The organism is Amycolatopsis sp. NPDC051106 (assembly GCF_040682775.1).
GTDB lineage: Bacteria > Actinomycetota > Actinomycetes > Mycobacteriales > Pseudonocardiaceae > Amycolatopsis.
Map to the genome: position 1 here is coordinate 13,776 of NZ_JBFBBQ010000064.1, position 11,983 is coordinate 25,758.

At 71.5% G+C, this 11,983-nt stretch carries 12 protein-coding genes; 4 read left to right on the forward strand and 8 right to left on the reverse strand.

The genetic code is table 11. The features are described from left to right. Window positions 1-30: 30 nt before the first annotated feature. Window positions 31-963, reverse strand: a complete 933-nt coding sequence (locus AB0M83_RS34810; protein WP_364523628.1) for a MazG family protein — start codon at window positions 961-963, stop codon at window positions 31-33. After that, window positions 960-1,985 carry a hypothetical protein gene (locus tag AB0M83_RS34815; protein WP_364523630.1) on the reverse strand — a complete coding sequence of 342 codons (1,026 nt, stop codon included), beginning with the start codon at window positions 1,983-1,985 and terminating at the stop codon, window positions 960-962. Before AB0M83_RS34815 ends, AB0M83_RS34810 begins: the two co-directional genes overlap by 4 nt. Before the next feature lie 86 nt (window positions 1,986-2,071). Here AB0M83_RS34815 and AB0M83_RS34820 point away from each other — a divergent pair, with 86 nt between their 5' ends. Further along, window positions 2,072-2,479 (forward strand): hypothetical protein, encoded by a 408-nt coding sequence (locus AB0M83_RS34820; RefSeq protein WP_364523632.1) that lies wholly within the window; start codon window positions 2,072-2,074, stop codon window positions 2,477-2,479. Here AB0M83_RS34820 and AB0M83_RS34825 read toward each other — a convergent pair. The 4 genes from AB0M83_RS34825 to AB0M83_RS34840 all read right to left on the reverse strand — a co-directional run bounded on the left by AB0M83_RS34825 (window position 2,463) and on the right by AB0M83_RS34840 (window position 8,165). Then, a complete protein-coding gene (locus tag AB0M83_RS34825; protein ID WP_364523634.1) occupies window positions 2,463-2,627 on the reverse strand; it encodes a DUF397 domain-containing protein in 165 nt (54 codons plus the stop codon). The genes AB0M83_RS34820 and AB0M83_RS34825 overlap by 17 nt on opposite strands. Then, window positions 2,596-3,438: a DUF5753 domain-containing protein gene (locus tag AB0M83_RS34830; RefSeq protein ID WP_364523636.1), complete on the reverse strand. Its 843-nt coding sequence runs from the start codon at window positions 3,436-3,438 to the stop codon at window positions 2,596-2,598. The genes AB0M83_RS34825 and AB0M83_RS34830 overlap by 32 nt, the downstream gene beginning before the upstream one ends. A gap of 85 nt (window positions 3,439-3,523) precedes the next feature. Then, the gene (mfd, locus tag AB0M83_RS34835; protein ID WP_364523696.1) at window positions 3,524-7,078 is read right to left on the reverse strand and encodes a transcription-repair coupling factor; all 3,555 of its coding nucleotides are present in this window, start codon (window positions 7,076-7,078) and stop codon (window positions 3,524-3,526) included. A 169-nt stretch (window positions 7,079-7,247) separates the two neighbouring features. Further along, window positions 7,248-8,165 carry an LLM class flavin-dependent oxidoreductase gene (locus tag AB0M83_RS34840; protein WP_364523638.1) on the reverse strand — a complete coding sequence of 306 codons (918 nt, stop codon included), beginning with the start codon at window positions 8,163-8,165 and terminating at the stop codon, window positions 7,248-7,250. Window positions 8,166-8,239: 74 nt separating this feature from the next. Between AB0M83_RS34840 and AB0M83_RS34845 the strand changes: the two genes are divergently transcribed. Continuing rightward, entirely contained in the window at window positions 8,240-9,013 is a 774-nt protein-coding gene (locus tag AB0M83_RS34845) for a helix-turn-helix transcriptional regulator (RefSeq protein WP_364523640.1), read from the forward strand. Here the strand turns inward: AB0M83_RS34845 and AB0M83_RS34850 are convergent. Together AB0M83_RS34850 and AB0M83_RS34855 are read right to left on the reverse strand one after the other, a co-directional pair. Beyond that, entirely contained in the window at window positions 8,989-9,480 is a 492-nt protein-coding gene (locus AB0M83_RS34850; protein WP_364523642.1) for a DedA family protein, read from the reverse strand. The two genes, AB0M83_RS34845 and AB0M83_RS34850, sit on opposite strands and share 25 nt — an antisense overlap. Then, a complete protein-coding gene (locus AB0M83_RS34855; RefSeq protein WP_364523644.1) occupies window positions 9,452-10,048 on the reverse strand; it encodes a methyltransferase domain-containing protein in 597 nt (198 codons plus the stop codon). The genes AB0M83_RS34850 and AB0M83_RS34855 overlap by 29 nt, the downstream gene beginning before the upstream one ends. 131 nt (window positions 10,049-10,179) lie before the next feature. Here AB0M83_RS34855 and AB0M83_RS34860 point away from each other — a divergent pair, with 131 nt between their 5' ends. Continuing rightward, complete coding sequence (locus tag AB0M83_RS34860; protein ID WP_364523646.1) at window positions 10,180-11,304, forward strand: histidine kinase; 1,125 nt, start codon at window positions 10,180-10,182, stop codon at window positions 11,302-11,304. Then, complete coding sequence (locus AB0M83_RS34865; RefSeq protein WP_364523648.1) at window positions 11,301-11,957, forward strand: response regulator transcription factor; 657 nt, start codon at window positions 11,301-11,303, stop codon at window positions 11,955-11,957. The genes AB0M83_RS34860 and AB0M83_RS34865 overlap by 4 nt, the downstream gene beginning before the upstream one ends. The last annotated feature ends 26 nt before the right edge of the window (window positions 11,958-11,983 follow it).

Sequence of the window (11,983 nt, forward strand, 5' to 3'; positions counted from 1 at the left end):
GGAACGGTTCTCACCCGATTGTGTGCTGCGTCACACCGAGGGGGCGGGCCAGAACTTCCGCCAGCCGTCGGCCTCCAGGGTCGTCGGCTCCAGCCCGGCGTCGCGCGCGGCCTGTTCGGCGGCCCGGACGTCGTTCGCGAACTGCTTCGCCAGCGCCCGCAGCTCGCCCTCGGGGTCGACGCCCGCGCGCCGCGCCGTCGCCGCGATGCGGAACAGCTGGGCGGCGGCTCCGGTGCCCGCCGGGAAGAGGTCGAGCGGGATGCCCGCGCGGCCGGAACGCTGCCCGAGCTTGCCGGCCAGCGCCACCGCGGGCTGGCCGAGCGCCACGCCGTCCACAATGGACCTGCGCTGCTTCTCCTGCTGCTTGAGCTCTTCCCACTTGAGGTTCTGGTGCTCGACGGTGTGCACCCGGTCGGCGTCGGCGAAGACGTGCGGGTGCCGGCCGACGAGCTTCGCGACCAGGTCGGCGGCGACCTCGTCGATGCCGAACGGCTCGGCGGCGTCCTCCGCCGCGACCCGCGCGTGGAAGAGCACCTGGAGCAGGACGTCGCCGAGCTCCTCGCGCAGCGCCTCACGGTCGCCGGATTCGATGGCGTCGAGCAGCTCGTAGGTCTCCTCGACCAGGTACTGCCGGAGCGAATCGTGCGTCTGGGCCGCGTCCCACGGGCAGCCGCCCGGCGAGCGGAGCCGGTCCATCACCTCGGCGGCTTCGACCAGCGGCGGCGCCGGCGTCTCGATGACCTCCGCGCCGGTCGCGATGAGCAGCGACGCCGCGGGCTCGTTCCGGGACCCGGCGAGCAGCACGACGTCCACCAGTGACGGCGCCTCGGTGATGGCCGGGACGCCGAACACGCTCGCGTCGAGGTCCGTGGCCGCGTACACCGCGGTGGCGTCACGCAGGATCTTCAGTGCCGCGGCGGGCAGGGTCGCCCCGCGGACGACTACGACGACGCCCGTGCTCACTGCTGTGTGCGGCCGGGGCCCCCGAAGGGCAGCAGGAGGGCCGGGGCGGCGTCCAGGTTCGGCACGACGTCCATGGTGACGACGTCCCACACGCCGTACCGCGGGTTGACGCGCAGGCCGCTCTCCCCGACGTAGGGCTGGAGCAGGCGGGTGCCGATGGCGGTCAGCTGGTCGTCCGTCGGCTTCTGCGGCTCCCCGTCGGCGGGCACCGCCTGGTCGGTGCCGCGGCTGCGGAGGACGAAGACGTACCAGTCGGGCTTGGCCGGCATCCGCGGCTGGAACGCGATGACGCTGTTCGCCGGGGAGCCGAACAGCACGGTCTCGGCCAGCGCGGGGTACTGGGCGGCACCGAAGACCGACGTGAGGCCGGCGTCGGAGAAGCCGTTGGGGCCGGGCTGGCCGGTCTGCTGGGACTGCTGGAGCTCCTGGCCCGCCGCCTGCACGGCGGCCTGGACCTTCGTCGGGTCGGCGGCGAACTGCTTGGCGACGTCGAACGCGCGCGCCCGGGCCTCGGGGTCGTTCGGGTCGCTGACGCCGAAGCCGACGTAGTCCGCGCTGACCGCGAGCTTGGGCAGGAACTTGGCGGCGAGCTGACGCTCCAGGTAGGTGTCGGACGCGCGCTCGCCGCGGTCGCGCACGTTCGCGGCGATCTGCGCGACGGCGAGCTGGTCGCCCTGCCCGGTGTCGGTGACGGGCGCGCCCGGCAGCGTCGCGGCGATCTGCGCGATCTTCGCCTGGTCCGCGACGAGGTTTTCCTTCTTCGCGGCGTAGGTGATGAGCTGGTGCAGCGCCGCCTGCCGGACGATCTCCCGGCCCAGCAGGACGATCTTGTTCTCCCGGGCGAGCTTCTGCGCGTACGGCTGGTCGTGGACGGCCTGGTCGATCATCGACTGCACCCGGTCGAGGCCGAACGACTGGTCACCGAGGATCGTCGCCGCGCCGACCTGGCTGGGGCCCGAGCCGCACCCGGCGAGCAGAAGAGCACCGGCAACGGCCGCGACCAGCGCGCGAGGGCGCCCCATGATCCGCATCACAGGCCATACCCTCTCACACCATCGCGGCCGAAACGCAACACCCGTGCGGTGTTGCCGGGCGTAATGTCGGCGACATGGACCACTGGCTGACCATCGAGGTCTTCGATGGCGAGTCCACGGCTTCCTTGTGGCGGCTCGCCCGCGGTGACGCACTCACCGAAGCAGCATTGACGAACGGCGCGGAACAGTGGGTGTGGCACGAACACCGCTGGGGCGTCGTACTGGAGATCGAGTTCAAGTCGGAGCAAAGCCGCGACGCGTTCCGCGCGCTGCCGGTCGTGACGGCGGCGTTGGACGCGGTACCGGACCCGGCGCGGGGGTTGCTCGTGTACCCGGGGCGCGGCGGGGGCGCGGGATCGCGGATGCCGCGCAGGCCCCGGCCGTTGCCGATGGCCGGTGCCGGGGCGGTTCCGGTGCCCGTGGAGTCGGTGAAGATGGGGTTGGCGGAGGCTTTGCCGCCGATGTTCAGCGAAGTCGGCTGAGCAGTTCGCTCCACGTTGTGGCGGAGGCGGTGAGGATGCCGCCTTCGCGATCTTTCGTGTCCCGGATCAGGACTTCCGGGCGATCGAGGGCAATCTCGACACAGTCGCCCTGGCTGCTATGGGTGCTCTTGCGCCATGCTTCCGGCATCTGCTTCTCCGATGAGGTCGGCGATCAGCTCCTGTGAGTTTGCCTCATCGAGAGCACGGTCTTCCAGTCCGCGAAGCACTCTCCGGTAAGCCTCGATCTCGCGCTGTTCCTCGAGAAACAGCGATGTCGTCTCGCTTTCGATGCAGACGACCGGCTGGTACGAGTCCGACTCCATCAGCTGGAAGTGCCCGGCCGAGGCGGGATGGCCGCCCAAGCTCGCCGGGACGATCCGGATAGCCACGTTCTGCTGGGCGGACAGCCGCGCCAACTGCCGGAGCTGGCCGCTCATCACGCGCGGATGACCGACGGGGAGGCGCAGCACGAATTCATGCAGGAAGAACCGGAATCGCACCCGTGTCCTGGCCAGGATCGCCTGACGGGACAGCCGGGCGAAGAGGTGTTCATCGAGCTTGTCGGGCTCGGGCTGATTGCCCATTCCGAGCGCCAGAGACCGGGCGTAGTCGCCGGTTTGCAGCAGGCCCGGCACCACGTTCGCCTGGAAGACCGAGATGGCGGTGGCGTGTTCTTCGTGGCTGACCAGAGTGCGAATGTCCTCGGAGCGCACGAGGAGGCCCGGCTTGCGCATTTCGTCGGCCATGGCCATCAGCTCGTGGTATTCCGCTCCCCTGATCTCCAACGTGGTCAAAAACCTCGCCAAGCGCGCCGGATCCGGCCGATGCAACCCGCGGGTCACCGAGGAAACCCACTGCGCACTGACCTCGAGCTTCCGCGACATCTCGCGGACACCCCAGTGCTTCTCCGCCATGCGCTGGAGCAGCCGTTCACCGAGCTGCCTGCTACGGATGTTCATGCGGCGAACCTAGAAGCCCGAACCGCGAAAACCCCGGCGCCACAACGAGAGTTCCCCCGAAGTGGCGCCAGGTGTCCGCAGCGCGTTACACGGTGGCGGGCTTCTTCGTCAGCTGCGTCAGCAGTTTCGTGCACCAGTCGAGCAGCTCTTCGTCCCGCAGCGTCGGTGCACCGATGCGGCCGCCGGCCGGGCCCTCCGTGGGCTTCGGGACCGAGACCGTGTTCGTCACGGCCTTGAACGTCGCCTTCGGGTACAGCCGCTTCAACCGGACCATCTGCGAATCCTGCAGCGGCAGCGGCGCGAACCGGATCGTGTTGCCCTGGACCGCCACCTCCGTCACGCCCGCCTCGCGGCACGTGTGCCGGAACCGCGCCACCGCCAGCAACCGGTTCACCGGCGCCGGCGGCCGGCCGTAGCGGTCGATCAGCTCTTCGCGGACCGCGTCCAGGCCCTCGGTGTCCGGCGCCGCCGCGATCTTGCGGTACGCCTCCAGCCGCAGCCTTTCGCCCGGGACGTAGTCGTGCGGGAGGTGGGCGTCGATCGGGAGGTCGACGCGGACGTCGGCCATCTCCTCGTCCTCCGCCGGCTCCGCACCCGCGTGCCGCCTGAACGCGTCGACCGCTTCGCCGACCAACCGCACGTACAGGTCGAACCCGACCCCCGCGATGTGCCCGGACTGCTCCGCGCCGAGGATGTTGCCCGCGCCGCGGATCTCCAGGTCCTTCATCGCGACCGCCATGCCGGCGCCGAGTTCGGTGTTCTGGGCGATCGTCGCCAGGCGGTCGTGGGCCGTCTCCGTCAGCGGCGCTTCCGGCGGGTACAGGAAGTACGCGTACCCGCGGTCACGGCCACGTCCGACGCGGCCGCGCAGCTGGTGCAGCTGGGCCAGCCCGAGCAGGTCACCGCGCTCGACCAGCAGCGTGTTCGCGTTCGAGATGTCCAGCCCGGTCTCGACGATCGTGGTGCACACCAGGACGTCGTACTCGTTTTCCCAGAAGCCCTGGATGATCTTCTCGAGCTTGTCCTCGTTCATCTGGCCGTGCGCGGTGACGACGCGCGCCTCCGGCACCAGCTCCCGGATGTGCCGCGCCGCCTTCTCGATCGAGGAGACGCGGTTGTGGACGTAGAAGACCTGGCCGTCCCGCAGGAGTTCACGCCGGATGGCCGCGCCGACCTGCTTGTCGTCGTACGTGCCGACGTAGGTCAGGATCGGGTGCCGGTCTTCCGGCGGGGTGAGGATCGTGGACATCTCGCGGATGCCGGCCAGCGACATCTCCAGCGTGCGCGGGATCGGCGTCGCGGACATCGTCAGCACGTCGACGTGCGTGCGCAGCGCCTTGATGTGCTCCTTGTGCTCGACGCCGAAGCGCTGCTCCTCGTCGACGATCACGAGACCGAGGTCCTTGTAGCGGATGCCGGTCTGCAGCAGGCGGTGCGTGCCGATGACGATGTCGACCTCGCCGCCGGCGAGCTGCTCCAGGATGATGTCCGACTCGGTCTTGTTCGTGAAGCGGGACAGGCCCTTGATCGTCACCGGGAACGAGCGCATCCGCTCCTGGAACGTGTTGAGGTGCTGCTGGGCGAGCAGCGTCGTCGGGACGAGGACCGCGACCTGCTTGCCGTCCTGCACCGCCTTGAACGCGGCGCGGACGGCGATCTCGGTCTTGCCGTAGCCGACGTCGCCGCAGATGACGCGGTCCATCGGGACGCCGCGTTCCATGTCGGCCTTGACCTCGTCGATCGCGGCGAGCTGGTCGTTGGTCTCGGTGAACGGGAAGGCGTCTTCCAGCTCGCCCTGCCACGGCGTGTCCGGGCCGAACGCGTGGCCGGGCGCGGCCTGCCGGGCGGCGTAGAGCTGCACGAGCTCGGCGGCGATCTCCTTGACCGCCTTCTTGGCCCTGGCCTTGGTGTTCTTCCAGTCGGAGCCGCCGAGCTTGTTCAGCGTGGGCAGCTCGCCGCCGACGTACTTGGAGACCTCGTCGAGCTGGTCGGTCGGCACGAACAGCCGGTCGCCCGGGTGCCCGCGCTTGGACGAGCCGTACTCCAGCAGCAGGTACTCGCGGGTGGCGCCGGCGACCGTCCGCTGGACCATCTCGACGAACCGGCCGATGCCGTGCTGCTCGTGCACGACGTAGTCGCCGGCCTTCAACGCCAGCGGGTCGACGGCGTTGCGCCGCCGGGACGGCATCTTGGTGGTGAGGTCCTTTGTGGACGTTCCGGCGCCCGAGCCGCGCCCGGTCAGGTCCGACTCGGTGAGCACGACCAGGGCGCGCTCCGGCGAGATGAAGCCGTCCGTCAGGCCGCCGCAGGTGACCGTGACGACGCCCGGGGCCGGCGCGCTCTTCAGGCCGTCGCCGGCCAGCGCGGCCGGGACGTCGGCGGCCGAGAACTGCTCGACCGCGCGAGCCGCGGTGCCGTGCCCGGCGACGACGAGCACCGCCGTGCCGCCCGACGCGATGTGCGCGCGCAGGTCCGCCGTCGCGCGCTCGAGCTCGCCGCGGTAAGCGGGAGCGGCGTCGACCGAGACGCGGTAGACGTCCGGGTCTTCGCTGGTCAGCTGGGTGAGCGTCCACCACGATCGCTTGGTGTCCTGGGCGTGGGACGCGATCTCGTCGAGCCCGCGGTAGGCGGACGCGCCGAGGTCGATCGGGGCCTGGCCGCCCGCCGCGGCCGTCGTCCAGGACGCTTCGAGGAACTCCTGGCCGGTGCGGACGAGGTCGGCGGCCCGGGCCCGGATCTTCTCCGGGTCGGTGAGCAGGACGTGGGTGCCGATCGGCATCGCGTCGGTGAGCAACTCCAGCTCGCCTTCGCAGAGCACCGGGATGAGGGCCTCCATGCCCTCGACCGGGATGCCGTCGGCGAGCTTGGTGAGCATCTCGGCCAGGTGGGCATCGGCCTCGTACGTCGTCGCCAGCTCCGCGGCCTTCTCCTTGACCGGCGGCGTGAGCAGCAGCTCCCGGCACGGCGGCGCGGTGACGCGCGGGATCTCACCGGGCAGCGACCGCTGGTCGGAGACGGCGAACGCGCGGATCTCGCTGACCTCGTCGCCCCAGAACTCGACGCGGACGGGGTGCTGCGCGGTCGGCCCGAACAGGTCGAGGATGCCGCCGCGGACGGCGAACTCGCCGCGCTTCTCGACCATGTCGACGCGGACGTAGGCCAGCTCGACGAGCCGTTCGAGGAGGCCCTCGAAACTTTGTTCTTCACCCACGACGAGGTCGACCGGGGCGAGCGAGCCGAGGCCGGGGGCCATGGGCTGGATGAGGCTGCGGACGGTCGCGACGACGACGCGCAGCGCGTCGTCCTCGGTCTTGAGCCGGTGCAGCACCTCCAGCCGGCGGCCGACGGTGTCGGCACGCGGGGAGAGCCGCTCGTGCGGGAGGGTCTCCCAGGAGGGGAAGTCGGCGACCCGGTCGCTGCCCAGCAGCGCGCCGAGGGACGCGGTCAGCTCGTCGGCCTCGCGGCCGGTGGCGGTCACGGCGAGGACGGGCCTGGCCGCACCCTCGTCGGCGGCGAGGGCGGCCGCGACGAGCTGCCGGGCGGCGATCGGGCCTTGCAGCTCGAGCAGCGGCGCACCGGCGCGCTCGACCACGCCGCGCAGGGCCGGGTCGGGAAGGATGGCGGTGAGGAGTCCGGACAGTGGAGCGTCGGTCACGGTCCCAGCCTACGTGCCACCCCCGACAGGTTTCCGATCACGGCTGGTCCCGGGCCGGAGCGCCCCAATGTGGCCTTGGTTGCGTCCAACGCACCCAATGTGGCCTTCGGTGCGTCCAACGCACCGAAGGCCACATTGGGGCGCTGGCAACCCGTCAAGAGCGGAGCAGGTTCGCGACCTCCGCGACCCGGGGCAGCTGCTCGTCGAACACCTTCGGGTCCGTGCTCGCGATCCGCAGCAGCACGTGCTCCGCTCCTTCGTACTCACGAAGGCGCGAAGCCACCTCCGCCGCCGACCCCGTCACCTGCATCTGGATCCCCTGCACGAAGTCCGCGGGCATCCCGTAGTTGCGTTGGCAGTACTCCTCCAGCAGCGCGCGTCCCCGACTGACGTCGTCCTCGACCAGGACCGTCGCGAACAACGCCGGGGTCACCGGGCGCGACGACAGAGCGCGGATCCGGGCCAGGCCGGACACATAGTCCGCAGGGTCCGGCGGGTACGGCAGCCAGCCGTCGTACAGCCGGCCCACGCGCTCCAGCGCTCCCGGCGTGTACGCCGCCAGCCACACCGGCGGCCCGCCCGGCCGCGCGGGCGCGGGAAAGGATGGCAGCGAGTCGTAGTGCAGCACCGATCCGTGAAACGAACCAGAGCCGCTCCACGCCGCCCGCCACAGGCCCACGATGTCGTCGAGGCGAGCCCGCCGCCTGGACCACGGCACCCCCACGAACGCGAACTCCGGCTCGCTCCGCCCGGCGAACCCCGCGCCGACCGCGACCGTGAGCCGGCCACCGCTGAGCAGGTCGAGTGACAGCAGCTGGTTCGCCGAGAGCACCGGGTCCCGCAACGCCGGGAGCAGCGCGGACGTCCCCAGCGTCACCCGCGAAGTCCGGGCGGCGAAGGCACCCAGCACCGCGAAAGCGTCCAGCGGAGCCCGCGCGAGGGTGTCGCCCACCCAGACCGAGTCGAGGCCGAGCTCTTCGGCGGAGACGGCGACGTCGACCAGCTCGGGCGCGGTCCGCCCGGCGTCGAGGATGGGCTGGTAGGTCGGCACGACCAGGCCGTAGTTTGTCATGCCGCGAGCGTCGCCGAAGCGGGGAATGCCCTCAATTCCCCGCGGGGAATGGCGAGGGCGAGCAGGATGGGACCGTGAACTTCGGAACGGCGCTCAAGGGCTGGCGCACGCGGCGGCACCTCAGCCAGCTCGACCTGGCCTTGCGGGCCGGGACGACGCAGCGGCACGTGAGCTTCATGGAGAGCGGGCGCTCGCTCCCCGGCCGCGCAATGGTGCTGCGCGTCGCCGAGTCGCTCGAACTGCCCCTGCGCGAGCGCAACGGCCTGCTCTTCGCCGCCGGTTTCGCGCCGTCGTACCCCGAGACGCGGCTCGACGACCCGGCGATCAAGCCGGTGCTCGACGGGCTGCGGCGGCTGCTCGACGGCCACCGCCCCTACCCCGCGATCGTCGTCGACCGCTACGGCGTGCTCGTCGCGAAGAACGACGCGTTCTCCCTGCTCATCGAGGATGTCGCGCCGGAGCTCCTCGAAGAACCGGTCGACACGCTGCGGCTCGCGCTGCACCCGCGCGGGATGGCGCCGCGCGTGCAGAACCTCGACGACTGGGCCCGGCACATCCTCGAGCGCCTCCGCAACGACCTCGCGCGCACCCCCGACGACCGGCTCGCCGCGCAGCTCGCCGAGCTGACGGGGTACCTGCCGCCGGAGCGGCCGCCGGGCGAGGGCCACCTCGGGTTCGCCGTGCCCGTGCGACTGTCCACTTCGGTCGGTGAGCTGCGGCTGATCACGGCGATCACGACGTTCGCGACCGCCGCCGACGTCACGGTGTCGGAACTCAAGCTGGAGACGTTCCTGCCCGCGGACGCCGAAACCGCGGAGCGCCTTCAGAGCACCAGCGCCGTGAGGTGACCCGCCAGCAGCTCCGCGCTCGCCCACAGCACGGCCGCGCACACGCTGCCCACGGCGAACCGGCGGTACGGCATCGCCGCCGAGCCCGCGACGCGCGGCACGAGCGTCCGGGCGCCGGCCAGGCAACGGCCGGCGATCACCGCCGGGACGCCGTAGCGCGCGACCGCCGCTTCGGCGCGGTCCCAGCGGTCCTGGCCGACGCGGCGGGCGAGCCGGGACCGGCGGAGCCGCCGCCCTTCCAGGTACGCGAGCTGGTCGCCGAGGACGGCCGCGAGCACGGCCACCGGCAAGGCGAGCCCGAGGTGGAGCGTGCCCCGCTCGGCGAGGAAACCCATGAGCAGCAACGCCGACAGCGTCGGGAGCACGATTCCGGGCAGCAGCGCGGTTTCCGCCGTGATCAGCACCGCGCAGACGAGGTAGACGACCGGTGCGGGCGCGTCAAGCAGTGGCCGCAGCAGGCTGTCCATGGCTCGCCCTCCCCACCGCGACCGGGAGCGCCGCGCGGTAGACGAACGCGGGCGGCAGGTTCGCCCAGACGACCGAAGTGCGCTCTACGACAGCGAAACGGCTTCGCAGCGAAGCGGCGAAGTGACGCGCGGGTGGCGTCCAGGCCGCGTGGGCGTACGCGAACGTCGTGAACCGGCCGTTCGGGGCCAGCGCCGCCGTGACCGCGTCGAGGATGCGGTGCTGCCGGTCCGCGGTCATCGCCGTCCAGGGCAGGCCCGAGACGACGACGTCGAGGTCGGGCACGTCGAGGTGTTCCGCCGAGCCGGTGACCACGTCGACCTGCGGAAAGCGCTCCCTGACGGAGGCAGCGAAACGCGGGTTGATCTCGTAAGCGGTCAGGCGCGCTTCGGGGCGAAGCAGCGCGAGAACCGCTTCGGTGAACACGCCGGTGCCCGGACCCAGTTCGGCGACGCGCGACGCGCGTTCCAGGCCGAGGCCCGCGGTCATCGTTTCGGCCAGCCGCGGCGAGCTGGGCGCGATCGCGCCCGTCAGCATCGGGTGGCGGAGGAATTCCCTGGTGATCGACATGATCCCGACGTTAGGAACGGTGCCGGTGGCCGCGAATCCGCCGGATCGACCGGTCTCGTCCTCCCCGGGGAGGACCCGGTCGGGCCGAAGGGATGACGACCCGGACCAGGTCCCGGCATTACGTTCGGGGCGTGGAACGACTGGTGGTGTGGGTGCGCAGGCACCGGTGGACGGTGGACCTGCCGCTGTACGCCGTGTTCCTGGTGCTGGGCCCGAACTTGAACGACAGCGGCTCGTGGGGCGTCCGGGCGCTTTCGCTGCTGTTCCTGCTCCCGCTGCTGGTCCGCCGCCGGTTCCCGCGGACCGTCGCGGTGCTGATCATCGCCGGGGCGGCGGTGGTGTACCTCGACGAGATCTGGGCGTACGACCGCGGCCGGACCGAGCTGGCCATGGCGGTGGTGCTGTTCACCCTGGTGAAGCTGGGAGACCGCCGGTTCGCCGCGCTGATCGCCGTCGCCGTCGTCACGCTCGACATCCAGTGGGTCGCCGTCTGGGGTGGCTACGCCCCGAACCCGACGTTCCTGATCATCGGCGTCTTGCCGCTGCACATCGCGGCGTGGGCGCTCGGGGAGTTCTTCCGCAAGCAGGAACAGCTCACCGCGGAGGAGGAGAAGCGCGCCGACGCCCAGTCACGCGCGGCCGTCGCGGAGGAACGCACCCGCATCGCGCGCGAGCTCCACGACGTCCTCGCGCACAGCATGAGCGTCATCGTGCTGAACGCCGAGGGCGCGAAGCTCGCCCGCCACCGCGACCCCGAGGCCGTCGACCGCACGCTCGACACGATCGGCCGCACCGGCCGGGACGCGCTCGCCGAGCTGCGGCGGCTCCTCGAGGTCCTGCACGCCGGCCAGGCGGCGCGCAGTCCCCAGCCGAGCGCCGGCGAGCTGCGCGAGCTGGTCGAGCAGTGCGGGCGCGCCGTCGCGCTCGAAGTCACCGGCGACCCCGGTGGCCTGTCCGCGAGCGCCGCGCTGCAGGCGTACCGGATCGTCCAGGAGGCCCTGACCAACATGATCAAGCACGCCCCGGCCGACGCGACCGGCCGCGTCGAAGTCGCGTTCGAACCGGCGGAGGTCCGGATCGAGGTGACGAACACCGGCGGCCGGGCCCTGCCCGCGCCGGCGCCGGCGTTGCCCTCGTCCGGGCACGGGCTGGCCGGGATGCGCCAGCGCGTCGAGATGTACCACGGGGAGCTGACGGCCGGGCCGCTGCCGGACGGCGGCTACCGGGTGCGCGCGAGCCTGGTGGTCGGGTCGTGACCACGCGGGTGCTGCTCTGCGACGACCAGGAGCTGGTGCGCGTCGGGCTGCGGATGATCGTCGAAAGCCAGGACGACCTCGTCGTCGTGGCCGAGGCCGCGAACGGCGAGGAGGCCGTCGCGAAGGCCCGGGAGCTGCGGCCGGACCTGGTGCTGATGGACGTCCGGATGCCGGTGCTCGACGGCGTCACGGCGACCGGGCGGATCTGCGCCGAGCTGCCGGACGTGCGCGTCCTGATCATCACGACGTTCGACCTCGACGAGTACGCGTACGCCGCCTTGCGCGCGGGTGCCAGCGGGTTCCTGGTGAAGGACGCGCCGTCGGAAGAGATGCTCGTGGCGATCCGCGGCGTCCTGCGCGGCGACTCGATGGTTTCGCCGTCGGTGACGCGGCGCCTGCTCGACCGCTACCTCGCCGACGACCGCGATCCGGTCGACGTCGCGAAGCTCGACGTGCTGACCGAGCGCGAGAAGGACGTGCTCGGGCTCATCGCGCGCGGGCACTCCAACGGCGAGATCGCGGCGAAGCTCTACATCGGCGAGACGACGGTGAAGACCCACGTCGGGCGGATCCTCGGCAAGCTGCGGCTGCGCGACCGGGTGCACGCGGTGGTCTTCGCCTATGAGTCCGGACTGGTACGTCCTGGATCGTGATCACTCCCTATTTATCCACTTGATAC

Excerpts from the sequence above, each read along its gene's own strand:
- AB0M83_RS34815 (WP_364523630.1), bottom strand. The coding sequence starts at position 1,985 with ATGGGGCGCCCTCGCGCGCTGGTCGCGGCCGTTGCCGGTGCTCTTCTG.
- AB0M83_RS34820 (WP_364523632.1), top strand. The coding sequence starts at position 2,072 with ATGGACCACTGGCTGACCATCGAGGTCTTCGATGGCGAGTCCACGGCT.
- AB0M83_RS34825 (WP_364523634.1), bottom strand. The coding sequence starts at position 2,627 with ATGCCGGAAGCATGGCGCAAGAGCACCCATAGCAGCCAGGGCGACTGT.
- AB0M83_RS34830 (WP_364523636.1), bottom strand. The coding sequence starts at position 3,438 with ATGAACATCCGTAGCAGGCAGCTCGGTGAACGGCTGCTCCAGCGCATG.
- AB0M83_RS34840 (WP_364523638.1), bottom strand. The coding sequence starts at position 8,165 with ATGACAAACTACGGCCTGGTCGTGCCGACCTACCAGCCCATCCTCGAC.
- AB0M83_RS34850 (WP_364523642.1), bottom strand. The coding sequence starts at position 9,480 with ATGGACAGCCTGCTGCGGCCACTGCTTGACGCGCCCGCACCGGTCGTC.
- AB0M83_RS34855 (WP_364523644.1), bottom strand. The coding sequence starts at position 10,048 with ATGTCGATCACCAGGGAATTCCTCCGCCACCCGATGCTGACGGGCGCG.